Source organism: Streptomyces sp. NPDC058650 (genome assembly GCF_042717315.1).
In the GTDB taxonomy this organism is placed as follows: domain Bacteria; phylum Actinomycetota; class Actinomycetes; order Streptomycetales; family Streptomycetaceae; genus Streptomyces.
Map to the genome: position 1 here is coordinate 396,171 of NZ_JBHXRL010000001.1, position 21,753 is coordinate 417,923.

The 21,753-nt window shown below is 72.4% G+C and carries 20 protein-coding genes; 11 read left to right on the plus strand and 9 right to left on the minus strand.

The window, feature by feature from the left end:
• Positions 1–69 precede the first annotated feature (69 nt).
• Positions 70–885, plus strand: a complete 816-nt coding sequence (locus tag ACFWWU_RS01980; protein ID WP_384137826.1) for an MBL fold metallo-hydrolase — start codon at positions 70–72, stop codon at positions 883–885.
• A gap of 14 nt (positions 886–899) precedes the next feature.
• Here ACFWWU_RS01980 and ACFWWU_RS01985 read toward each other — a convergent pair whose 3' ends face one another.
• From ACFWWU_RS01985 to ACFWWU_RS01995, 3 genes are all read right to left on the minus strand, one after another.
• Positions 900–1,991: an AI-2E family transporter gene (locus ACFWWU_RS01985; RefSeq protein WP_384137828.1), complete on the minus strand. Its 1,092-nt coding sequence runs from the start codon at positions 1,989–1,991 to the stop codon at positions 900–902.
• Positions 1,992–2,165: 174 nt separating this feature from the next.
• Positions 2,166–3,128 carry a pirin family protein gene (locus tag ACFWWU_RS01990; RefSeq protein ID WP_384137830.1) on the minus strand — a complete coding sequence of 321 codons (963 nt, stop codon included), beginning with the start codon at positions 3,126–3,128 and terminating at the stop codon, positions 2,166–2,168.
• A 123-nt stretch (positions 3,129–3,251) separates the two neighbouring features.
• A complete protein-coding gene (locus tag ACFWWU_RS01995) occupies positions 3,252–3,740 on the minus strand; it encodes an SseB family protein (protein WP_384137832.1) in 489 nt (162 codons plus the stop codon).
• A gap of 250 nt (positions 3,741–3,990) precedes the next feature.
• Here ACFWWU_RS01995 and ACFWWU_RS02000 point away from each other — a divergent pair, with 250 nt between their 5' ends.
• The 3 genes from ACFWWU_RS02000 to ACFWWU_RS02010 all read left to right on the plus strand — a co-directional run bounded on the left by ACFWWU_RS02000 (position 3,991) and on the right by ACFWWU_RS02010 (position 7,784).
• Complete coding sequence (locus ACFWWU_RS02000) at positions 3,991–5,820, plus strand: acyl-CoA dehydrogenase (protein ID WP_384137834.1); 1,830 nt, start codon at positions 3,991–3,993, stop codon at positions 5,818–5,820.
• Between the two features lie 257 nt (positions 5,821–6,077).
• On the plus strand, positions 6,078–7,385 hold the full coding sequence (locus ACFWWU_RS02005) for a M18 family aminopeptidase (protein WP_384137836.1): 1,308 nt from the start codon (positions 6,078–6,080) through the stop codon (positions 7,383–7,385).
• Between the two features lie 54 nt (positions 7,386–7,439).
• Positions 7,440–7,784: a hypothetical protein gene (locus ACFWWU_RS02010; RefSeq protein WP_384137837.1), complete on the plus strand. Its 345-nt coding sequence runs from the start codon at positions 7,440–7,442 to the stop codon at positions 7,782–7,784.
• Here ACFWWU_RS02010 and ACFWWU_RS02015 read toward each other — a convergent pair.
• A complete protein-coding gene (locus tag ACFWWU_RS02015) occupies positions 7,781–9,583 on the minus strand; it encodes an NHL domain-containing thioredoxin family protein (RefSeq protein ID WP_384137839.1) in 1,803 nt (600 codons plus the stop codon). The genes ACFWWU_RS02010 and ACFWWU_RS02015 overlap by 4 nt on opposite strands.
• A 144-nt stretch (positions 9,584–9,727) precedes the next feature.
• Between ACFWWU_RS02015 and ACFWWU_RS02020 the strand changes: the two genes are divergently transcribed.
• Genes ACFWWU_RS02020 through ACFWWU_RS02030 form a run of 3 tightly spaced genes read left to right on the plus strand, consistent with a single transcriptional unit; the run spans position 9,728 to position 12,423 of the window.
• Positions 9,728–11,149 carry a hypothetical protein gene (locus tag ACFWWU_RS02020; RefSeq protein ID WP_384137840.1) on the plus strand — a complete coding sequence of 474 codons (1,422 nt, stop codon included), beginning with the start codon at positions 9,728–9,730 and terminating at the stop codon, positions 11,147–11,149.
• A gap of 2 nt (positions 11,150–11,151) precedes the next feature.
• The gene (locus ACFWWU_RS02025; protein ID WP_384137842.1) at positions 11,152–11,901 is read left to right on the plus strand and encodes a hypothetical protein; all 750 of its coding nucleotides are present in this window, start codon (positions 11,152–11,154) and stop codon (positions 11,899–11,901) included.
• A gap of 30 nt (positions 11,902–11,931) precedes the next feature.
• Positions 11,932–12,423 carry an LURP-one-related/scramblase family protein gene (locus tag ACFWWU_RS02030; protein ID WP_384137844.1) on the plus strand — a complete coding sequence of 164 codons (492 nt, stop codon included), beginning with the start codon at positions 11,932–11,934 and terminating at the stop codon, positions 12,421–12,423.
• A gap of 18 nt (positions 12,424–12,441) precedes the next feature.
• Here ACFWWU_RS02030 and ACFWWU_RS02035 read toward each other — a convergent pair whose 3' ends face one another.
• Entirely contained in the window at positions 12,442–13,731 is a 1,290-nt protein-coding gene (locus tag ACFWWU_RS02035) for a trans-sulfuration enzyme family protein (RefSeq protein WP_384137846.1), read from the minus strand.
• Positions 13,732–13,794: 63 nt separating this feature from the next.
• Between ACFWWU_RS02035 and ACFWWU_RS02040 the strand changes: the two genes are divergently transcribed.
• The 3 genes from ACFWWU_RS02040 to ACFWWU_RS02050 all read left to right on the plus strand — a co-directional run bounded on the left by ACFWWU_RS02040 (position 13,795) and on the right by ACFWWU_RS02050 (position 16,311).
• On the plus strand, positions 13,795–15,255 hold the full coding sequence (locus ACFWWU_RS02040; RefSeq protein ID WP_384137848.1) for a PLP-dependent aminotransferase family protein: 1,461 nt from the start codon (positions 13,795–13,797) through the stop codon (positions 15,253–15,255).
• A 26-nt stretch (positions 15,256–15,281) separates the two neighbouring features.
• Entirely contained in the window at positions 15,282–15,890 is a 609-nt protein-coding gene (locus ACFWWU_RS02045; protein ID WP_384137850.1) for a hypothetical protein, read from the plus strand.
• 121 nt (positions 15,891–16,011) lie between these two features.
• Entirely contained in the window at positions 16,012–16,311 is a 300-nt protein-coding gene (locus ACFWWU_RS02050; protein ID WP_384137852.1) for a hypothetical protein, read from the plus strand.
• A 30-nt stretch (positions 16,312–16,341) separates the two neighbouring features.
• Here the strand turns inward: ACFWWU_RS02050 and ACFWWU_RS02055 are convergent, their stop codons facing one another.
• A complete protein-coding gene (locus ACFWWU_RS02055) occupies positions 16,342–17,145 on the minus strand; it encodes a carbon-nitrogen family hydrolase (RefSeq protein WP_384137853.1) in 804 nt (267 codons plus the stop codon).
• 155 nt (positions 17,146–17,300) lie between these two features.
• On the opposite strand from ACFWWU_RS02055, the gene ACFWWU_RS02060 reads away from it, so the two are divergent.
• Positions 17,301–18,128 (plus strand): maleylpyruvate isomerase family mycothiol-dependent enzyme, encoded by an 828-nt coding sequence (locus tag ACFWWU_RS02060; RefSeq protein ID WP_384137855.1) that lies wholly within the window; start codon positions 17,301–17,303, stop codon positions 18,126–18,128.
• A gap of 13 nt (positions 18,129–18,141) precedes the next feature.
• On the opposite strand, the gene ACFWWU_RS02065 is transcribed toward ACFWWU_RS02060, so the two are convergent.
• The 3 genes from ACFWWU_RS02065 to ACFWWU_RS02075 all read right to left on the minus strand — a co-directional run bounded on the left by ACFWWU_RS02065 (position 18,142) and on the right by ACFWWU_RS02075 (position 21,740).
• Positions 18,142–19,458: a nitrate/nitrite transporter gene (locus ACFWWU_RS02065; protein ID WP_384137857.1), complete on the minus strand. Its 1,317-nt coding sequence runs from the start codon at positions 19,456–19,458 to the stop codon at positions 18,142–18,144.
• The gene (locus tag ACFWWU_RS02070) at positions 19,455–20,096 is read right to left on the minus strand and encodes a GntR family transcriptional regulator (protein ID WP_384137858.1); all 642 of its coding nucleotides are present in this window, start codon (positions 20,094–20,096) and stop codon (positions 19,455–19,457) included. Before ACFWWU_RS02070 ends, ACFWWU_RS02065 begins: the two co-directional genes overlap by 4 nt.
• 210 nt (positions 20,097–20,306) lie before the next feature.
• Positions 20,307–21,740, minus strand: a complete 1,434-nt coding sequence (locus ACFWWU_RS02075) for a dihydrolipoamide acetyltransferase family protein (protein WP_384138414.1) — start codon at positions 21,738–21,740, stop codon at positions 20,307–20,309.
• Between the last annotated feature and the right edge of the window lie 13 nt (positions 21,741–21,753).

A 21,753-nucleotide genomic window follows, 5' to 3' on the forward strand; every position in this document is an offset into this window, starting at 1 on the left:
GCGCGCGCTGCCCCCTCGTACGGCGCAGACTGGAGTCGTACGGCCGCCGGGGGGACCACGGAGCGTGCCATGGACATCCACAAGGTCGGCAGCGACACCACCGTGCTGGCCGACAGCCTCGAAGCCCCCGGGGTCGGCCACATCCCCGCCAACGCCTTCGTCCTGACCGCCGCGGAACCGGTCGTCGTCGACACCGGCCTCTCCGTCGAGGACCGTGACTTCGTCGCGGCGCTCGGCGAGGTCATGGACCCGGCCGACGTGCGCTGGATCTGGCTCACGCACCCCGACCGCGACCACACGGGCGGGATCTTCGACCTGCTCGACGCGGCCCCGCGGGCGCGCGTGGTCACGACCTTCATCGGCTTCGGCATCATGATGACCGAGCGGGCGCTGCCCATGGACCGGGTGTACTTCCTCAACCCGGGCCAGTCCCTCGACGTCGGCGACCGCACCCTGCACGCCTTCCGGCCGCCGCTCTTCGACAACCCCGCGACCGTCGGCTTCTACGACGACAGGACCCGGATCTGCTTCAGCTCCGACTGCTTCGGCGGCCCGATGCCGACCGCCGAGATCGCGGAGAGCGGGCACGCGAGCGATCTGAAGCCGGAGGACCTGCGGCAGGCGCAGCTGCTGTGGGCGTCGATCGACAGCCCGTGGGTGCACATCGTGGACCCGGAGAAGTACCGGGCGACGATCGCGCCGCTGCGGGAGATGAACCCGGAGATCGTGCTGTGCACGCATCTGCCGCCGGCCGTGCGGATGACGGACCGGATGCTGGAGACGCTCGCGCTGGCCCCGGACTCCGACCCGTTCGTGGGGCCCGACCAGGCGGCCCTTGAGCAGCTCCTGGCCTCCTTCGAGCCGGGCGGCATGGCGACCGCTTAGGCCGCTCAGGCCGCTTAGGCCGCTTGAGACGTCCCGGTTTGAGACGTCCCGGTCTCGGGCTCGCGGGGCGCGCCGTACCGCGCGCGGAGTTCGCCCAGGACCCCCGTCGCCGCCGCGGTCAGCGGTACGGCGAGCAGCATGCCCAGGATGCCCGCGACGGACGCGCCCGCCGTGATCGCCAGCATGACCGCGGCCGGGTGCATCTGCACGGTCTTGCTCTGGACGAAGGGCTGGAGGACGTTCCCCTCCAGGACCTGGACGGCGAGGACGATGCCGAGCACCCACAGCGCGATGACGAAGCCCCGGTCGGCGAGGGCGACGAGGACGGCGACGGCGCCGGAGAGGAAGGCGCCGAGGTACGGAATGTAGGCGGTGACGAAGACGAGCGCGGCGAGTCCCACCGCGCCGGGCACGTCGAGGACGAGAAGTCCGACGCCGATGATGACGGCGTCGACGAGGGCGACGAAGGTCGTCCCCCGCATGTACCCCTCGACGGCCCCGAAGGCCCGGCGCGCCATGGCCTCGACGGTGTCGCCGGTGGCGCGCGGGCCGAGGGAGCGCAGGGCGCCGGCGGCCCGGTCGGAGTCCTTCAGGAAGAAGAAGATCAGGAGCAGGGCGAGGACGGCGGTCGCCATCATCTGGGCGACGACGCTGAGCCCGCTGATCACCCCGGATGCGGCGGTGCCGCCGAACTGCTTGAGGAGGCCCTCGGCGTTCTTGGCGAGGTCGTCGAGGGAGGTCCCGGCGGCGCCGAGGTGCTCCGCGATGTCGGCGGCGGCCTGCCGCAACGAGGTGAGGATCTGGTCGCCGGTGTCGATGAGCGCGAGGACGACGATGTACGTGGCGCCGCCGACGACCGTGAGGACGGCGACGACGGTGAGCGCGGCGGCGAGCGACTTCCGCACCTTCATGCGGAGGAGCCGCTTGTAGAACGGCCTGAGGAGGGCGGTGCCGAGCATCGCGAGCAGCACGGGGGTGACGGCCGTCTGGAAGACGACGCACAGCCAGATGCCGACGGCGGCGACCCCGGCGGCGAGCAGCAGGACCACGCACCAGGCGGCGAAACGACGGGCGGGTTCGGGGAGGAGCGCTCGGGTCGTCTGCACCCGTCCACCGGACCACGCCCGTCGGCGTGTCGTCGCGCGTTGACGGCCGTACGGGTGACGGCACGTCACCAGCGTTACGTACGTACTGCTCTACGCACTGCTCTACGTACTGCTCTACGTACTGCTCTACCTACTGGATCTACCTACTGGATCTACCTACTGATCTACCTACTGCTACTCGCCGATCCCGTGGACCGCCGGGATCGTGCCGAGCCGGCCCGCCTGGAAGTCCTCGAAGGCCTGGCGGAGTTCGGCCTGGGTGTTCATGACGAACGGGCCGTAGTGCGCCATGGGCTCGCGGATCGGCTGCCCGCCGAGGAGGACGACCTCCAGGTCCGGCGTGTGGCCGTCCTGCTTCTCGTCCGCGCGGACCGTGAGCGCGCCGCCCTTGCCGAAGACGGCGGTCTGGCCCATGTGGACGGGCCGGCGTTCGGCGCCGACGGTGCCGCGGCCGGCGAGGACGTACGCGAGGCCGTTGAAGTCCTCGCGCCACGGCAGGCTGATCTCGGCGCCCGGCCGCAGGGTGGCGTGGATCATCGTGATCGGGGTGTGGGTGATGCCGGGGCCCTCGTGGCCGTCGAGCTCGCCCGCGATGACGCGGAGGAGCGCGCCGCCGTCGGGGGAGGTGAGCAGCTGGACCTGGCGGCCGCGGATGTCCTGGTAGCGCGGAGCCATCATCTTGTCGGCCGCGGGGAGGTTCACCCAGAGCTGGAGGCCGTGGAAGAGTCCGCCGCTGACGACGAGGGACTCCGGCGGGGCCTCGATATGAAGCAGCCCTTGACCTGCGGTCATCCATTGGGTATCGCCGTCGGTGATGGTGCCGCCGCCGCCGTTGGAGTCCTGGTGGTCGAAGGTCCCGTCGATGATGTAGGTGACGGTCTCGAAGCCACGGTGGGGGTGCCAGGGCGTGCCCTTGGGCTCGCCGGGGGCGTACTCCACCTCGCCCATCTGGTCCATCATGATGAACGGGTCGAGGTACTGGTAGTTGATCCCGGCGAACGCGCGTCGTACCGGGAAGCCCTCGCCCTCGAAGCCGGACGGGGCCGTGGTGACGGCGAGCACGGGGCGGGAGCCGGCGTCGGCCGGGGCGGCGACGCGCGGCAGGGTGAGCGGGTTCTCGATAGTCACAGCGGGCATGACCGGACCTCCTAGGTGCGACCTTGTACGTCCACTTTAGTTGAACACTGAACTTTCTGCCACCTGGAACGCGGAACGCCCGGGAGGAATTCCTCCCGGGCGCCTCATGGGGTCAAGAATCGGTCAGCCGTACATCCGGCGCATCGCGTAGTCGACCATCTGCTCCACGGCCTTGGCGTCGAAGACCATGCGGTGGTCGCCCTCCATGTCGAGGACGAAGCCGTAGCCGGTCGGCAGCAGGTCGATCACCTCGGCGCCGGTGATGACGAAGTACTTCGACTCCTTGCCCGCGTACCGCCGCAGCTCCTTGAGCGTGGTGAACATCGGGATCACCGGCTGCTGGGTGTTGTGCAGGGCCAGGAAGCCGGGGTTGTCGCCGCGCGGGCAGTAGACCTTCGAGGTCGCGAAGATCTGCTGGAAGTCCTCGGGGGCGAGGGTGCCGGTCGTGAAGGCGCGTACGGCGTCGGCGAGAGACGGAGGCGAGGGCTCCGGATAGAGCGGAGGCTGCTGCTGCGCGTACCCGCCCTGAACCCCGCCCTGCGGGTCGTACTGCTGCTGGGGCGGCGGCGCGTACTGCTGCTGGGCACCCGGATTCTGCTCGTAGCCGTACATGGCCCCCAGCCTATCGAGCGCGCCGCCCGGGCAGGCCCCCTACCGGGGCGTCACCTCACGGGTCGGTTTCGAGGCCCACGGGCACCAGTGGCCCGCCGGGCACCCTTGACGATGGCGATTGACGTCACAGATGACCGGATAGGGGTTGCTTCTTATTACCGGTGGGTAGCATCATCGGAGAGAGCGTGTTGCTACTCGCTGGTACGTGTACGAGGAACCTGCCTCCCCGAGCCTTTACGGAGCCGTCGCCATGGGGCACTACAAGTCGAATCTCCGCGACATCGAGTTCAACCTCTTCGAGGTGCTCGGCCGCGACAAGGTGTACGGCACCGGTCCGTTCGAGGAGATGGACGTCGAGACCTCCAAGAGCATCCTCGACGAGATCCGCCGCCTCGCCGAGAACGAGCTCGCGGAGTCCTTCGCCGACGCCGACCGCAACCCGCCGGTCTTCGACCCGGAGACCAACACCGCCCCGGTCCCGGCCTCCTTCAAGAAGTCCTACAAGGCCTTCATGGACTCGGAGTACTGGCGCCTCGGCATCCCCGAGGGCATCGGCGGCACCACCGCCCCGCGCTCCCTCGTCTGGGCCTACGCGGAGCTCCTCCTCGGCTCGAACCCCGCCATCTGGATGTACTCCTCCGGCCCGGCCTTCGCCGGCGTCCTCTACAACGAGGGCAACGAGGCGCAGAAGAAGATCGCCCAGATCGCGGTCGAGAAGCGCTGGGGCTCCACCATGGTCCTCACCGAGCCCGACGCCGGCTCCGACGTCGGCGCCGGCCGCACCAAGGCCGTCCAGCAGGAGGACGGCTCCTGGCACATCGAGGGCGTGAAGCGCTTCATCACCTCCGGCGAGCACGACATGGAGGAGAACATCCTCCACTACGTCCTCGCCCGCCCCGAGGGTGCGGGACCCGGCACCAAGGGCCTCTCCCTCTTCCTCGTCCCGAAGTACGAGTTCGACTGGGAGACCGGCGAGCTCGGCGCCCGCAACGGCGTCTACGCCACCAACGTCGAGCACAAGATGGGCCTCAAGGCCTCCAACACGTGCGAGATGACCTTCGGCGACCAGCACCCCGCCAAGGGCTGGCTCGTCGGCGACAAGCACGAGGGCATCCGCCAGATGTTCCTCATCATCGAGTTCGCCCGCATGATGGTCGGCACGAAGGCGATCTCCACCCTCTCCACGGGCTACCTCAACGCCCTGGAGTACGCCAAGGAGCGCGTCCAGGGCACCGACCTGGCCAACTTCATGGACAAGGCCGCGCCCAAGGTCACCATCACGCACCACCCCGACGTCCGCCGCTCGCTGATGACGCAGAAGGCGTACGCGGAGGGCATGCGCAGCCTCGTCCTCTACACGGCCTCCGTGCAGGACGAGATCGCGATCAAGGAAGCGGCCGGCGAGGACGTCAAGGCGCTGCACGGTCTCAACGACCTGCTGCTCCCGATCGTCAAGGGCTACGGCTCCGAGAAGGGCTACGAGCAGCTCGCGCAGTCGCTCCAGACCTTCGGCGGCTCCGGCTTCCTCCAGGAGTACCCGATCGAGCAGTACATCCGGGACGCCAAGATCGACACCCTCTACGAGGGCACCACGGCCATCCAGGGCCAGGACTTCTTCTTCCGCAAGATCGTCCGTGACCAGGGCGCCGCCCTGAACACGCTCTCCGAGGAGATCAAGAAGTTCCTCGCGGTCGGCACCGGCGGCGAGGAGCTGGCCGGCGCCCGCGACGCGCTCGCCAAGGCCGCCGTCGACCTCGAAGGCATCGTCGGCACGATGATCACCGACCTCACCGCCACCGGCGAGGACGTCAAGAACATCTACAAGGTCGGCCTCAACACCACCCGCCTGCTGCTCGCCTCCGGCGACGTCGTCGTCGGCTACCTGCTCCTCAAGGGCGCGGCCGTCGCGGCCGAGAAGCTGGCCGCCGGCGCGACGGGCAAGGACGTCGCCTTCTACCAGGGCAAGATCGCGGCCGCGAAGTTCTTCGCCGCGAACGTCCTGCCGGGCGTCTCCGCCGAGCGCGCGCTCGCCGAGGCCATCGACTCCTCGGTGATGGACCTGGACGAGGCCGCGTTCTGAGGAACGCCACCACGTCCTGAGCAACGGCCCGTCCCCGGGGAGGGGGGCGGGCCGTTCTGCTCTCTTTTAAGGCTCGGTTCACCTCCGGGGCGCTCCAGCCGGGCCACGGCCCCGACCGTGCTCGCCCCCTCCTTCGGCGGGGCCTCCGCGCGCTCGGGACCGTTCCCCCGGCGCGCCCCTTCGGCTCACTCGCCGGGCCCACGGGGGCGCCGGTACCCACCGGCCCCCCAGAAGCCGTGCTGCGTAAGGTGGAGCCCATGAGCAGCGCAGCTTCCCGCCCCACGGCCGGCCCCTTCGACCGCGGTCACACCGATGACCTCATGTCCTTCCTGACGGCCTCCCCGTCGGCGTACCACGCGGTGGCGAGCGCCGCCTCACGCCTGGAGAAGGCCGGCTTCCGGCGCGTCGAGGAGACCGCCGAGTGGGACGGGACGAGCGGCGGGAAGTACGTGATCCGCGGCGGCGCGATCATCGCCTGGTACGTGCCGGAGGGCGCCGCCGCCCACACCCCGTACCGGATCGTCGGCGCCCACACCGACTCCCCCAACCTGCGCGTCAAGCCCCGCCCCGACATGGGCGCCCAGGGCTGGCGTCAGGTCGCCGTCGAGATCTACGGCGGGACCCTCCTCAACACCTGGCTCGACCGCGACCTCGGCCTCGCCGGCCGCCTCACCCTCCGCGACGGCAGCCACCACCTCGTCAACGTGGACCGGCCGCTGCTGCGCGTCCCGCAGCTCGCCATCCACCTCGACCGCGGCGTCAACGACGGCCTCAAGCTGGAGCGTCAGCGCCACATGCAGCCCATCTGGGGCATCGGCAAGGTCCACGAGGGCGACCTGATCTCCTTCGTCGCCGCCGAGGCCGGCGTCGACGCCGAGGACGTCACCGGCTGGGACCTCATGGTCCACCCCGTCGAGGCGCCCGCCTACCTGGGCCGCGACCGCGAACTCCTCGCCGGACCGCGCATGGACAACCTCCTCTCCGTCCACGCCGCCGTCGCCGCGCTCGCCTCCCTCGCGGGCCGCGACGACCTCCCGTACATCCCGGTCCTCGCCGCCTTCGACCACGAGGAGAACGGCTCCGAGGCCGACACCGGCGCCCAGGGCCCGCTGCTCGGCAACGTCCTGGAGCGCTCGGTCTACGCCCGCGGAGGCGCCTACGAGGACCGCGCCCGCGCCTTCGCCGGCACGGTCTGCCTCTCCTCCGACACCGGCCACGCCGTCCACCCCAACTACGCGGAGCGCCACGACCCGACGCACCACCCGCGCGTCAACGGCGGCCCGATCCTCAAGGTCAACGTCAACCAGCGGTACGCCACCGACGGCAGCGGCCGGGCCGTCTTCGCCGCCGCCTGCGAGAAGGCCGGCGTGCCCTGGCAGTCGTTCGTCTCCAACAACGACATGCCCTGCGGCACGACGATCGGCCCGATCACCGCCGCCCGCCACGGCATCAAGACCGTCGACATCGGCGTCGCGATCCTCTCGATGCACAGCGCCCGCGAACTCTGCGGCGCCGACGACCCGTACCTCCTCGCGAACGCGCTGGTCGCCTTCCTGGAAGGCTGAGCGCCTTCACCCGCGAAACATCGGCGAAAGCCCCCGCCTGACAGCGTCCTCCTCATGCACCGTCACGAGGGCCCGTCCCGAGGGAAGTTCGCCACCGGACTCGCCGCCGCCGTCGCGCTCGCCGCGGCGGCGGCGGGCGTCGTCATCGACCGGTACGACGACCGGCCGCCGTGGGGCACGGACATCGCGTACGAGGGCGGTTTCGTCCTGGCCTCCCGCATCCGCGGGTACGACGTCGACGGCTCGCGCACGAAGGCGCTGCTCGCCGGGGAGTGCGCGCTGATGGAGCGGCAGGGGATGGGCGGCGAACGGGCCGTCCACGATCCGGCGGCGTGGGTGGCCGGGTGCCTGGACGGGGCGGCGGGGGTCCCGTCCAGGAACCAGGGACTACTCCGCTAGACCGATTCGTCCATACCGGCGAGGATCAACGGCAGCCGCGCCGTGCCCGTCTCCGTGACCTTCACCGGGACGCCCCAGTCCTGCTGGTGGACGTGGCAGGCCGGGTACTCGTTCGCGGGGTCGTCGTCGCAGGACGCCGCCATCGCGGAGACGTGCAGGACGCCCTCGGTCAGCTCCGGGTTGAGATCGAGCTCCCGGAAGAGATCGGTCCCCGTGCCCTCACCGCCGAGCAGCAGCTCCGGCGGGGTCGAGGAGACCAGGAGCCGGGTCGACGGGCCGTACCGCTGGTCGAGCTTCTGCCCGGTCGGGGCCTGGAAGACGACGTCGAGGCGGAGGCGGCCGGGGGCGACCTCGGTGGCCTCGCGCTTGGTGCGGTGGGCGACCGACTCGACCTGGACGGCCTCCTCGGGCAGCCGGAGCCGCGTCAGCCGGTGCCGGGCGGACTCGACGACCACGATGTCGCCGTCGACGAGCACGGCGTCGCTCGGCTCGCGCAGATCGGTGGCGAGCGTCGTCACCTCGCCCGTCGCCGGGTCGAAGCGGCGCAGGGCGTGGTTGTACGTGTCGCTGATCGCGACCGAGCCGTCGGGGAGGGCGGTCACGCCCAGCGGGTGCTGGAGGAGCGCCTGGTCGGCGGCGCCGTCGCGGTGCCCGAAGTCGAAGAGCCCGGTGCCGACGGCCGTGTGCACGTCGTACCCGTCGCCCTCCGGCTCGATCCAGCGCACGGCGCTGGTCTCGGAGTCGGCGATCCACAGCCGGTCCTCGGTGGCGGCGAGCCCGGACGGCTGCGCGAACCAGGCCTCGGCGGCGGGCCCGTCGACGAGACCCTCGTTCGTCGTCCCGGCGGCGACCTCGACGGTCCCGCGCTCGGGGTCGTACGTCCAGATCTGGTGGACACCGGCCATGGCGATCCACACCTTGCCCTGCCACCAGGCGACGTCCCACGGCGAGGACAGGTCGACCTCCAGGGCGGGCCCGGACGTGGGCGACCCCTGCCACCACTGCTTTCCGGTGCCGGCGACGAGCTCGATCGCCCCGCTCTCCGGGTCGAACACGCGCAGGGCGTGGTTCACGGTGTCGGCGACGACGACCTTGCCGTCGGGCAGCCGCGCGAGACCCTGCGGCTCCCGGAACACCCCTTCCCCGATCCGCCGCACGACGGTCTCCCCGTCCGCCGCGAGCTCGACGAGCTGGTGCCGGGTGGTGTCGGAGACGAGGAGGTTCCCGGACGGCAGCAGGACCGCCTTGCCGGGGAAGCGCAGATCGGTGGCGACGGGCTCCGGCGCCACGTACGGCCCGTCCCCGCGCCGCAGCGTCCCCTTGGCCTCGTGCTCGGCCTCCAGCTCCTCGACGAGCGTCCGGATCGCGTTGGCGTGCCCCTCGCCGGCGTGCTGGGCGACGACGTACCCCTCGGGGTCGATCACGACGAGCGTCGGCCAGGCCCGGACGGCGTACTGCTTCCAGGTCGCGAGCTCCGGGTCGTCGAGGACGGGGTGATGCACCTCGTACCGCTCGACGGCGTCGACGACGGCCTGATGCTCGGCCTCGTGCACGAACTTCGGCGAGTGCACGCCCACGATGACGAGCGTGTCGCGGTGCTTCTCCTCCAGGTCACGGAGCTCGTCGAGCACGTGCAGGCAGTTCACACAGCAAAAGGTCCAAAAATCAACAACAACGCACTTACCGCGTAGGTCGGCGAGGGTGAGCTCCTTGCCTCCGGTGTTGAGCCAGCCACCCTTGCCGATCAGCTCGGGGGCACGGACACGGGCACGTCGGGGCGCGGGCGCAGAGTCGTTCATGGACCAAGGGTGCCGTACGGGTGGAAAGTGGGGGCCGGGTGGGGCGGGGGTGCGTGTCCGGGGGTGGGGGCGGGGGTGGGGCTGGTCAGCATGGCGGGCATGGCCGAGCATGCGAGCAGATCATCGGACTGTTACCGCCATCGGGTGAGCGGCGGACTTCTCGTGGGGCTGCTCGTCCTGCCCTGTCTGGCCCTGCCCGGGCTGCCCCGGGCGTCGGCGGCCGGCGGGGTCGGGGACGGGGCGCTGAGTGTGACGGTGACCGTGAACGGGCGGGGGCAGAGCGGGCTGCGGCCGCCGGCCGTACGGGTCGGGGCGCGGGTCGTGAAGCGGTACCGCCTCGTGAACAGCGGGGAGGCCCATCTGTACGGGGTCCGGGTCGTCGATCCGACGGTGCCCGCCGGGGCCGTGCGCTGCCCCGGGCGCCCGCTCGCCGCGCTCGGGGAGCTGGAGTGCGTCGCCAGGTTCCGGGCGGTGGGCGGGGTGCACCGGGCCACCGCCCGCGCCGAGGGCGACATCCCGTCGCTGCGGCGGCGGCTCACCGCGACCGCCCGTACCGGGTACGCCGGGGTCGCCGGCGGCCTCCGCCTCACCGAGCGGGTCACGGTCCCGGGAGCAGGTGGGGGCGCGGGGCGGGGCCTGGGGGTGGCGTCGGGGGCGGTCGGCGTCGCGTACACCGTGACCAACCGCGGCAACCGGCCCGTCCACGCCGTACGGATCGGGGACCCCGGTCTGGGGCTGGCGCCCGGGTCCCTCGACTGCGGGGCGGGCGGCGGGACCGTCACCGTGCTCGCGCCCGGGGCCTCGGCCCGCTGTACCGCCGTCGTGCGGCGGCCGCCCGGCACCCACCGGAGCACCGGGCTCGCCTCCGGCAGCGACCGGGTCACCACCTACGGGCCCGGCGGCGAGCGCCTCCTCGCGCCGACGCTCACCGCCCGCTCCTCGGCCGTCTTCACCCTCCCGCGCCGCGCGGGCGGCGCCGTGCCGAAGCCGGATCCGAGGTCGGATCCGGGTCCGGGGCAGGGCCCGGGGCCGGATCCGTCGGGGAGCGGTGGGGCGCCGGGGGGCCGTGCCGTTCCGGGGGCTCCCGGGAGTGCGGGAACTGCTGGGGCTCCTGGGGCAGCCGGGGCAGCCGCGGCTCCTGCTGCTCCCGGGGGTACGGCGGGCGCGGCGGGTACGGCGGGTACGGCTGGTGCGGCGGGCGCGGCTGGCGCGGTCGGCGACGTCGGCGCGGTCGTGGCTCCGGGGGCTGCGGGAGCCGCCCCGGCGGCTGCCGCCGAGGCCGTTCCCGTACCGGCTCCGCCTCCGCCCCCACCGGCGGTCCCGCCCGCCGTCGGGCCGGACGCCCTCGACCCCGCCGCCGCTGCCGCCGCGGCCGTCGCCGCCGGTGAGCGGCCCGACCGTGCCCCCTCCGCCCGCCGCGCCGCCGCACTCGACGACGAGGGCTTCCTCGGGCGGCTGCGGCGTCGCGGCCAGGAGGCGCACGAGCTCGGGATCGTGATCACCCTGCTGCTGCTTCTGATCCCCGCGGCGATCGCCGCGGCCCTCCTCGGCAGCCGGCGGGGCTGACCGTGGCCCTGTTCGAGACGCTCGTCGTCGTCCTCGGCGTCGCGTTCGTCGCCGCCCTCGCCGTCGTCGCCAAGACCAAGCTCTTCCCGGTCGGCGAGGACGAGGAACCGCGCGAGGACGTCGCCGAGTACATCGCCATGATGGTGTCGGTCCTCTACGCCGTCGTGCTCGGCCTCTGCCTGGTCTCCGTCTGGGACACCCGCTCCTCCGCCGCCGACCACGTCCAGGCCGAGGCGAGCGCCCTGCACCAGACGTATCTGCTCGCCGACGCGCTCCCCGCCGGCCATCGTGAGCCGCTGCGCGACGCCGCCCGCTCGTACGCGAACCACGTAGTCGCCGTCGAGTGGCCGGCGATGGCCGCCCGCGAGCCCCTCGACATCTCCGGCTGGACGATGCTCGAACAGCTGCGGCGCGCGAGCGAGGTGTCCGACTCCGACAAGGTGTCCGAGCACATCGCCGCGCAGGAGGTGCTCGCCCAGCTCGGTTACGTCGACGACGCGCGGCGCGGCCGGGAGGCGGCGGCGCAGGAGCGGCTCTCGCCGGTGCTCTGGGCGGGCCTGATCATCGGCGGCGCGCTGACGCTGGCGTTCATGTTCCTCTTCGGGATCAAGAGGAGTACGACCCATGTGGTGATGGTGATGGGTCTCTCCGGGTTCATCGCGTTCACGGTGCTGCTGATCCATCAGCTCGACTCGCCCTTCGGCGAGACGCTCGGCACGACCCCGGACGCCTTCGTCCGCTACTTCGCGTGAAACCCGGCCGACGGGGGCAGGCATATCCGCGTGAAATATCTCGTACGGGACAAGATCTTCGCGATCGGCGACGACTACTGGATCGAGGACGAGCAGGGCCGCCACGCCTTCCTCGTCGACGGCAAGGCCATGCGGCTGCGCGACACCCTGGAGCTGAAGGCCCCCAACGGGCAGGTCCTGATCACCCTGCGCCAGAAGATGTTCAGCCTCCGGGACGCGATGACCATCGAGCGGGACGAGCGCCCCCTCGCGAGCATCCGCCGCAAACGGCTCTCGCTCCTGCGCAACCACTACCGGGTGACCCTCGTCGAGGGCACCGAACTGGACGTCAGCGGGCGGATCCTGGACCGGGAGTTCACCGTCGAGTACGACGGCGAGCTCCTGGCCCACATCTCCCGGCAGTGGTTCCGCGTCCGCGAGACGTACGCGGTGAACGTGGTCCGTGAGGACGCGGACGCGGCGCTGCTCGTCGCGGTGGCCGTGTGCGTGATCCGGATGGCCGAGCGGGAGCGCGAGGACTGACCGGTTCCCCACCTGGCCTCACATGGCCTTGGCCAGCGCCTGCTCCAGGTCCGTCCACAGGTCCTCGACGTGCTCGATGCCGACCGAGATCCGGACCGTGCCCGGCCCGATGCCCGCCGCCGCCAGGGCCTCGGCGTCGAGCTGGTGGTGCGAGGTGGAGGCCGGGTGCATCACCAGGGTCTTCACGTCGCCCAGGGAGACGCTCAGCGACGCCACCCGGACCGCCTCGACGAAGGTCCGGCCCGCCTCCCGGCCGCCCGCGAGGTCGACCGAGATCACGCCGCCGCCCCCGTCCGGCAGCAGCCGCTCGGCGATCTCCCGGTCCGGGTGGCTCGCGAGGGCGGGGTGACGGACGGCGGTGACCGCCGGGTGCGCCTCCAGCCGGGCGCCGAGCTCGGCGGCGTTCGCGCACTGGCGCGCGATGCGCAGCGACAGGGTCTGCATGCCGCGCAGGGTGAGCCAGGCGGCGAACGGATCGGTGGACGCGCCCTGTTCGACCGTGTGGCGGCGGACGTCGCGGTGGAGGTCGGGGTCCTTGAAGACGGCGACGCCGCCGAGGACGTCCGCGTGGCCCGCGAGGTACTTGGTGGCGGAGTGGACGACGATGTCGGCGCCGTGGTGGAGGGGCCGGCAGAGCAGCGGGGAGGCGAAGGTGTTGTCGACGACGACCGGCACCCCGGCCTCGCCCGCGACGGCGGCGAGCGCGGGCAGGTCGGAGACGCGGGTCGTCGGGTTGGCGATGGTCTCCAGGTAGAGGAGGCGGGTCTCGGGGCGCAGGGCCGCCCGTACCTCCTCCGGGTCCGTACCGGAGACGTAGGTGACGTCGACGCCCCAGCGCGTGGCGAGGTCGGTGAGCACCGCGTACGTACCGCCGTACAGGCAGGTCTGGGCGACGACATGGCCTCCGCTGCCGAGCAGGGCGTGGAGGACGCCGTTGACGGCGCCCATGCCGGAGGCGAAGGAGAGGGCGGCGGCCCCGCCTTCCAGGCGGGCCACGGCGTTCTCCAGGGTGCGGACGGTGGGGTTGCCGTGGCGGCTGTACATGAACGCGTCGGGGGAGGTGAAGGCCTCGGCGAGGGCGTCGGCCGAGTCGAAGGCGAAGACGTGGCCCTGGTGGAGGGGCACGCCGAGCGGCCTGCTGCCGGTGATCTCGACGTGGGGCGGGTGGACGGCGAGGGTCTCGGCGCGGACACCCGCCTCGGCGCGGACACCCGCCTCGGGACGGATCCCCGCCTCGGGACGGGCCCCCGCCTCCGGTCGGATCGTCTCGGAAGAGGGGAAGGCGGCTGCGGAGTCGGCATGGCTCATGCGCCCAGTCTGTGGACTCGTCGTTTGCCTTCCCAGGTCCAATCCCGGCAGATTGGTTCGGCAATGGAGCCAATCAGTCTCTCCCCCGACACGATCGACGCGCTGGTCGCCCGGCTCGGCCGCTGGTCCGCCGGACGCGGCCCGCTCTACCTCCTGCTCGCGGCCCGGCTGCGCCGGCTGATCGACGAGGGGGCGCTGCCGCCCGGCACACGGCTGCCGCCGGACCGGCGGCTCGCGACGGCCCTCGCCGTGGGCCGTACGACGGTCGTCGCCGCCTACGACACCCTCCGCCAGGAGGGGCGGCTCGTACGGCGGCAGGGCAGCGGCACCCGGGTCGCCCGGGCGGCGCTCGCGCCGGAACGGCCCCGGGTGACCGAGACGTCGAACCCGCTCTTCCTGCACCTCCTGGAGGCGCCGGACGACGTGATCCTGCTGAGCTGCGCCGCCCCCTCGCAGCCGCCGCCCGAGCTGGCGGAGGCGTACCGCTCGCTCGTCCTGCCGGACGCGGACCTCGGCTACCACCCGGCCGGGCTCGGCGCGCTGCGGGCGGCGGTCGCCGCGCGGTACGCGGCGCGGGGCGTGCCGACCGGTCCGGAGCGGATCCTCGTCACCACCGGCGCCCAGCAGGGCCTTTCGCTCCTCACCCGGCTGCTGCTCGCGCCCGGTGACGGGGTGCTGGTGGAGGCGCCGACGTATCCGGGGGCGCTCGACCTCTTCCGGGAGGCGGCGGCCGTACCGCTGCCGGTGGCGGTGGGCCCCGACGGCGTGGACGTGGCGGAGGCGGTACGGGTGATGGAACGTCACCGTCCGGCCCTGGCCTATGTCGTGCCCCGCTTCCAGAACCCCACCGGGACCGTCCTGCCGCCGCTCGCCGGCCGCCGGCTCGTCGAGGCGGCGAACGCGCTGGGCGTGCCGCTCGTCGACGACGAGGTCCTCGCCGACCTCGCCTTCGCCCCTGACGAAGGGCAGCCGTCGCTCTCCTCCTACGGCGAGGTGATCGCGGTCGGCTCGCTGAGCAAGGTCGTGTGGGGCGGGCTGCGGATCGGCTGGGTACGGGGTCCGGCGCCGCTGATCGCCCGCCTCGCCCGGCTCAAGGCCCTCCACGACCTGGGCAGCGACCTCCCGTCCCAGCTCGCCGCGACCCGCCTCCTCGACGACTTCGCCCCGGTCCTGGCCGCCCGCACGGCGGCGGCACGGGCGGGCCACGACCACCTCAGGACCGAGCTCGCCCGGCGGCTGCCCTCCTGGTCCTGCGCGCCGGCGACCGGCGGCCAGACCCTGTGGGTGCGGCTCCCGCACGGCGACGGCGTCTCCTTCGCCCAACTCGCCCTCCGGCACGGGGTCGCCGTCCTCCCGGGCGCCACGACGGACGCCCTCGGCGGCAGCCTCCGCCACCTCCGGCTCCACTTCCTCGCACCGCCCGAGGTCCTCACGGAGGCGGTACGGCGCCTTGCGGCGGCCTGGGCGGAATACGCCCCGGACCCGGAGCCGGAGCGCGCCTCCCTCCATGCGATCGTCGTCTGACGACCGGAGGCACATCAGGGGGCGCCATGCACACCACCGTCACGCCGTTCACGCTGCGCCCGTGGCGCGAGGGCAAGGGGTACGAGCGGAGGGCCGGCTGGCGGGGCGCCTCCGCCGAGTTCGGCGAGATCACCGTGGAGGCGCCGCTGCGGCAGACCGTGCAGGAGGTGGTGGTCTCGGAGCTGCGGGGCGGTCTGCTCCCGCCGGCCTCGTACGAGGCGCGGGGCATCCACACGGAGACGATCCGGCTGCCGACCCTGAACCGCGCGACCCTCCGCGTCGGCGACGCCCTCGTCTCCATGACCCGCAACCGGATCGGCGCGACGGCCCGTCAGCGGGCGCTCCAGCTCCGGTACGGCGGCGACCACTACCGCCTGTGGGCGCGGGACCGGCGTTCCTGGACGCTGGCGCGCGCCGCGGACGCCGAGGACCCGGGGGTCACCGTGTCGGTCCGCGGGGCGGGGCGCGGGAGCCGGCGGCGGCTCGACGTCACGGTGTCGGGCCGGGCGGGCGCGGCGGACCTGTCCCTGGCGCTGATCTTCGCGGGGGTGGACCGCGCGGCGCTCACCCGGGGCGGGGCGGTCCGCGCGGGCTTCTCCCGGGTCGGCCGGCTGTGGGCGGAGGCGCAGGCCTAGGGCCTGGGCGCCTCTGCCGAGTGGTCCCGTCAGGCGGGAAGGGGGAGGCTGGAGGTGAGCGCGTCCGGGTGTCGAGGGTGCGTACCGAACGGAGCGCCTGCCCGGTCGGAAAGGCCGCGTCATGCGCATGCTGCTGAAGGTTCAGATGGACACCCAGGCCTCCAACGAGGCCTTCAAGCAGGGCAACCTGCAGAAGATCATGGAGAAGGCCATGGCGGAGCTCCGCCCCGAGGCCGCCTACTTCACGACCCAGGACGGCTGTCGGACCGCCTTCATCTTCTTCGACCTGGCCGACCCGTCCCAGATGCCGAAGATCTCGGAGCCCTTCTTCCTCCAGCTCGACGCCAAGGTCTCCTACACGCCGGTCATGAACGGGGAGGACCTGGCCAAGGGCCTCGCCGCGCTCACGCCCGACAGCTGACGCCCTCCCGGCCGCCGGCGTCCCCGCCGCTCAGGCGCGGCGGACGCGCGGCGCCGCGATGCCCAGGACGCGGTCCTTCAGGGCCGGGAACTGCTCGCGCGTCGCCGTCACCTTCGCCGGGTCGAGGACGACCCGCAGGGTCTCCTCGTCCGGGCCCGCCTCCGCGAGGACCTCGCCCCACGGGTCGACGACGATCGAGTGCCCGGCCTGTTCGACGCCCGCGTGGGTGCCGGCGGTACCGCAGGCGAGGACGTACGCCTGGTTCTCGACCGCCCGCGCCCGCGCGAGGAGCGTCCAGTGCGCGCGCCGGCGGGCCGGCCAGCCGGCGGGGACGACGAACGCCTGGGCGCCCGCGTCGACGAGGCCGCGGAAGAGCTCGGGGAAGCGCAGGTCGTAGCAGGTGCCGACGCCGAGCGTGAGGTGCGGCAGGTCGACGGTGACCAGGTCCTCTCCGGCGGCCATCATCACCGCCTCGCCCTTGTCGAAGCCGAAGCGGTGGATCTTTCGGTAGGAGGCGGCGAGTTCGCCGTCGGGGGAGAGGACCAGCGAGGTGTTGTAGAGGGCGCCGCCCTCCGCCTCGACGAACGAGCCGGCATGCAGCCAGACCCCGGCGTCCCGCGCGGCCTCCGCCATCGCCCGGTGCGTCGGGCCGTTCAGCGGCTCGGCCTCGGCGGCGAAGGACTCGTACGCGAAGGCCCCCATGGGCCACAGCTCGGGCAGGACGACGAGGTCGGCGCGGCCTGATTCCTCCCGTACGAGACGGGCCACGCGGGCCCGTCGGGCGTCGACCGGTTCGTCCGGGTCTACCGCGATCTGGATCAGCGAGGCGCGCACACTACCACCGTCCTGGCATTCGAGCCGTCAACACCGGCCTACGATCGTCACACGAAAGCACTGCCGGGGTGCCTTCGGGCAGCGTAACTTAGCGTCCGAGCCTCCCACCCAGTCGTGTTTTCAGCCCGCGCACCGAAGAACCGCCGAGGGGTCCCGTGACCGTCCATCCCAGCCTCCAGAACTACGCCGACGCCTGGACCCACTCCATCGAGGCGATAGCCGAGCTGGTGCAGCCGCTCGTGGAGGGCGAGTGGAACCGTCCTACCCCGTGCATCGGCTGGTCGGTGCGGGACATCGTCTCCCATGTCATCGGCATGGAGACGGAGATGCTCGGCGACCCCCGCCCGATCCACTCCCTGCCGCGCGATCTGTACCACGTACGCAGTGACTTCGCCCGCTACATGGAAGTCCAGGTCGATGTGCGGCGGCACCACACCGCACCGGAGATGACCTCCGAGCTGGAGTACATCCTCATCCGCCGGGCCCGCCAGCTCCGCAACGAGAACCGCTCCCCCGAGCACCTGATCCGCGCCCCTCTCGGCGCCGAGCAGTCCCTCGAACTGGCCTACCGGATGCGCGCCTTCGACGTGTGGGTGCACGAGCAGGACCTGCGGGTCGCGCTCGGCGTGCCGGGCAACCTGGACTCGGCCGGCGCGCACGTCACCCGGGACGTGCTCCTGGAGGCGCTCCCGAAGGTGGTCGCCAAGGACGCCGGGGCGCCCGCCTCCTCGGCGGTGGTGCTGGACGTGACCGGTCCGGTGGAGTTCCTGCGGACGGTGCGGGTCGACGCGGAGGGCCGGGGCACGGTCGACGGGGCGCCCTCGCTGGGCCCGGCGGTGACGCTCGCGACGGACTGGGAGACGTTCGTACGGCTCGCCTGCGGCCGTGTCCGGCCGGCCGATGTCGCCGACCGGGTCAAGACGGAGGGCGACGAGGAGCTGGCGCGGGCGATCCTCGACAACTTCGCGGTGACGCCCCGCTAGTTCCCCCGGTCTTCTACGCCGGTACGTGCACGGCCTCCACGCGGCTGGCGACGAGCCGCTCCCGCTCCCTGCGGTGGGTGCGGGCCTTGAGGCGCAGGATCTGCACGACGCCGAACGCCTCCAGGACGAAGACGGACGAGAACGCGATCCGGTAATCGCCACCGGTCGCGTCGAGTAGCACGCCGATGGCGAGCAGCGTCGTCATCGAGGCGACGAAACCACCCATGTTGACGATGCCCGAGGCGGTGCCCTGACGCTCCGGCGGATTGGCCGGGCGCGCGAAGTCGAAGCCGATCATCGAGGCCGGTCCGCAGGACCCGAGGACCAGGCAGAGGGTGATCAGCAGCCACATCGGGGCGTGGTCGCCGGGGTACGCGAGGGTCGCCGCCCACAGCAGCGCGGTGGCCGCGACCGTGCCGAGGGCGAGCGGGGCACGGGCCTTGTGGTGGCGGGCGATGATCTGCCCGTACGCGAGGCCGACGACCATGTTCGAGAGCACGACCAGGGTCAGCAGCTCGCCCGCCGTGCCACGGGACAGCCCCTGCGCCTCGACGAGGTACGGCAGCCCCCACAGCAACAGGAACACCATGGCCGGGAACTGGGTCGTGAAGTGGACCCACATGCCGAGCCGGGTGCCGGGCTCCCGCCACGACGCGGCGATCTGGCGGCGGACGAAGGCGGCGCCCGCGTGACGGACCGGCTCGGGCTCGTACCCCTCGGGGTGGTCCTTGAGGAAGAGCAGCAGCAGGACGAGGACGAGGACGCCCGCGAGCGAGCTGCCGACGAAGGTGGTCGTCCAGCCGAGGCCGTGCAGGGCGCGGGCGATGAAGATGGTCGAGACGAGGTTGCCGGCCATGCCGAAGAGGGCGGCGACCTGGCCGATGAGCGGGCCGCGCCGGGCGGGGAACCAGCGGCCGCCGAGCCTCAGGACGCTGATGAAGGTCATGGCGTCGCCGCAGCCGAGGAGCGCGCGGGAGGCGAGCGCCGTGCCGTAGGTGGGCGAGAGCGCGAAGCCCAGCTGGCCGAGGGTGAAGAGCAGGACACCGATGGCCAGGACCTTCTTGGTGCCGAGCCGGTCGACCATGAGGCCGACGGGTATCTGCATGCCCGCGTAGACGAGCAGCTGGAGTATGGAGAAGGTGGAGAGCGCGGAGGCGTTGACGTCGAAGCGGTCGGCGGCGTCGAGTCCGGCGACGCCCAGGGACGTGCGGAAGATGATCGCGACGAAGTAGACGGCGACGCCGACGCCCCAGACGAGGGCGGCCCGGCGGCCGCCGGGGGGGTCGCCGGGGAGGGTGACGGCGGAGCCGTACCCCTTCCGGCGGCTCATCGGTCGTCACCCCGGACGAGGACCTTGACCCAGCTGAGGTGCTGGCGGACGCAGTGGGCCGCGCCCTCCACGTCGCCCGCGCGGATCCGGTCGAGGATCTCGGCGTGCTCGGCGATGTTCTTGGCGATCCGGTCGGGCTGGGACTGCATCACGGCGACGCCCATGCGGAGCTGACGGTCGCGGAGCTGGTCGTAGAGGCGGGCGAGGATCTGGTTGCCGGCGTGCCGGACGATCTCGGCGTGGAAGCAGCGGTCGGTGATCGCGACCTCGGCGAGGTCCCCGGCCTCGGCGCGCTGCTTCTGCTCCTCCAGGAGCTCTTCGAGCCGCTCGATCAGCGCGGCGGACGCGGGGACGGCGCGGCGGACCGCGAACTCCTCGACGAGCAGCCGGGTCTCGACGACGTCCGCGATCTCCTGCGCGGAGACGGCCAGGACGAGGGCGCCCTTCTTCGGGTAGAGCTTGATCAGCCCTTCCATCTCCAGCTTGAGCAGGGCCTCGCGGACGGGGGTCCTGGACACCCCGACGGCCTGGGCGAGTTCGCCCTCGGTGAGGAACGTGCCTCCCTCGTAGCGCCGGTCGAGGACGGCCTGCTTGACGTGCATGTAGACACGGTCGGCTGCGGGGGGTGCGGATGCCATGCGTACAGCTTAGATACAACAAGGGTGCAAGAGGAGACCCGTCCACGATGCGAACGCGAAAAGGAAAACACCCGGCCGGGGGTATGACCCCCGGCCGGGTGTTTCACGTGAAACGGGCGAACCCGGTGCTTCTCAGGCCCAGATGGTGAGCCTGTGCGTCAGGCCCAAGTGGTGAACCTGTGCGTCAGGCCCAGGTGGTGAACCTGTGTGTCAGGCCCAGGTGATGAGCCGCTTCGGCTGTTCCAGGATCGCGGCGATGTCCGCGAGGAACTTCGAGCCGAGCTCGCCGTCGACGAGGCGGTGGTCGAAGGAGAGCGCGAGCGTCGTGACCTGACGCGGCTTCACCTTGCCCTTGTGGACCCACGGCTGGAGCTTGATCGCACCGACCGCGAGGATCGCGGCCTCGCCCGGGTTCAGGATCGGCGTACCGGTGTCGACGCCGAAGACGCCGACGTTGGTAATCGTGAACGTGCCGCCCTGCATCGCCGCCGGAGTCGTCTTGCCCTCACGGGCCGTGGAGACCAGCTCGCTCAGGGACGTGGACAGCTCGGGCAGCGTCTGGGCGTGCGCGTCCTTGATGTTCGGCACGATCAGACCGCGCGGGGTGGCCGCGGCGATGCCCAGGTTCACGTACCGCTTGAGCACGATCTCCTGCGCCGCCTCGTCCCAGGCCGCGTTGATGTCCGGGTTCCGCTTCACCGCGACCAGCACGGCCTTCGCGATGAGGAGCAGCGGATTGACCCGCAGGCCCGCCATGTCCTTGTCGGACTTCAGCTCCTCGACCAGCTTCATCGTCCGCGTGATGTCGAACGTCACGAACTCCGTGACGTGCGGCGCCGTGAACGCGGAACCGACCATCGCGGCCGCCGTCGCCTTCCGCACACCCTTGATGGGGATACGGATCTCCCGCGCCTCGGACGACACCTCGGCCGCCGCGACGGGAGCCGGAGACTGGGCCGGGGCCTGAGCCGGAGCCGGGGTGGCCGCGGGAGCCGGGGCCTCGACGACCGGCGCGGGAGCGGGAGCCGCCGCCGCGTGGACGTCCTCGCGGGTGATGACGCCGTCCGGGCCGGTCGGGGTGACCGTCGCCAGGTCGACGCCGAGGTCCTTGGCGAGCTTGCGGACCGGCGGCTTGGCCAGCGGGCGGGCCCCGGCGGGGGCGTGCCCGTTGAGCTGCTCCGGTACGGAGACGAGGACCGGGGCCACGGGGGCGGCCGGAGCCGCCACCGACGAGGACGCCTTGCGCGGGCGGCGCTTGGTGGAGCTCGCGGCCACGCCGTAACCGACGAGGACGGGGGTACGGCCCTGGGGCTCGTCCTCCTCCTCGGCCGGAGCAGCGGGTGCGGCGGCCACGGCCGCCGGCGCGGCCTGGGCCACCGGCGCGGCCTGGGCCACCGGCGCCTCGGCGGCGGGCGCGTCCCCGCCGCCCACGTTCACCGAGATGATGACCTGGCCGACGTCGACCGTCGTCCCCTCGGGGAAGCGCAGCTCGTGCACCGTCCCGTCGAAGGGGCTCGGCAGCTCGACGGCGGCCTTGGCCGTCTCGACCTCGCACACGACCTGTCCGTCGGTGACGGTGTCGCCGACCTGGACGTACCACTTGAGGATCTCGGCCTCGGTGAGGCCCTCGCCCACATCGGGCATCTTGAATTCGCGG

What these genes read in the sequence shown, in the direction of transcription:
- ACFWWU_RS01990 (WP_384137830.1), bottom strand. Translation starts at nt 3,128, where the DNA reads ATGCCCGCTGTGACTATCGAGAACCCGCTCACCCTGCCGCGCGTCGCC.
- ACFWWU_RS02010 (WP_384137837.1), top strand. Translation starts at nt 7,440, where the DNA reads ATGCACCGTCACGAGGGCCCGTCCCGAGGGAAGTTCGCCACCGGACTC.
- ACFWWU_RS02000 (WP_384137834.1), top strand. Translation starts at nt 3,991, where the DNA reads ATGGGGCACTACAAGTCGAATCTCCGCGACATCGAGTTCAACCTCTTC.
- ACFWWU_RS02035 (WP_384137846.1), bottom strand. Translation starts at nt 13,731, where the DNA reads ATGAGCCATGCCGACTCCGCAGCCGCCTTCCCCTCTTCCGAGACGATC.
- ACFWWU_RS02045 (WP_384137850.1), top strand. Translation starts at nt 15,282, where the DNA reads ATGCACACCACCGTCACGCCGTTCACGCTGCGCCCGTGGCGCGAGGGC.
- ACFWWU_RS02065 (WP_384137857.1), bottom strand. Translation starts at nt 19,458, where the DNA reads ATGAGCCGCCGGAAGGGGTACGGCTCCGCCGTCACCCTCCCCGGCGAC.
- ACFWWU_RS02050 (WP_384137852.1), top strand. Translation starts at nt 16,012, where the DNA reads ATGCGCATGCTGCTGAAGGTTCAGATGGACACCCAGGCCTCCAACGAG.
- ACFWWU_RS01980 (WP_384137826.1), top strand. Translation starts at nt 70, where the DNA reads ATGGACATCCACAAGGTCGGCAGCGACACCACCGTGCTGGCCGACAGC.
- ACFWWU_RS02070 (WP_384137858.1), bottom strand. Translation starts at nt 20,096, where the DNA reads ATGGCATCCGCACCCCCCGCAGCCGACCGTGTCTACATGCACGTCAAG.
- ACFWWU_RS02005 (WP_384137836.1), top strand. Translation starts at nt 6,078, where the DNA reads ATGAGCAGCGCAGCTTCCCGCCCCACGGCCGGCCCCTTCGACCGCGGT.
- ACFWWU_RS02040 (WP_384137848.1), top strand. Translation starts at nt 13,795, where the DNA reads ATGGAGCCAATCAGTCTCTCCCCCGACACGATCGACGCGCTGGTCGCC.
- ACFWWU_RS02075 (WP_384138414.1), bottom strand. Translation starts at nt 21,740, where the DNA reads ATGCCCGATGTGGGCGAGGGCCTCACCGAGGCCGAGATCCTCAAGTGG.
- ACFWWU_RS01995 (WP_384137832.1), bottom strand. Translation starts at nt 3,740, where the DNA reads ATGTACGGCTACGAGCAGAATCCGGGTGCCCAGCAGCAGTACGCGCCG.
- ACFWWU_RS02015 (WP_384137839.1), bottom strand. Translation starts at nt 9,583, where the DNA reads ATGAACGACTCTGCGCCCGCGCCCCGACGTGCCCGTGTCCGTGCCCCC.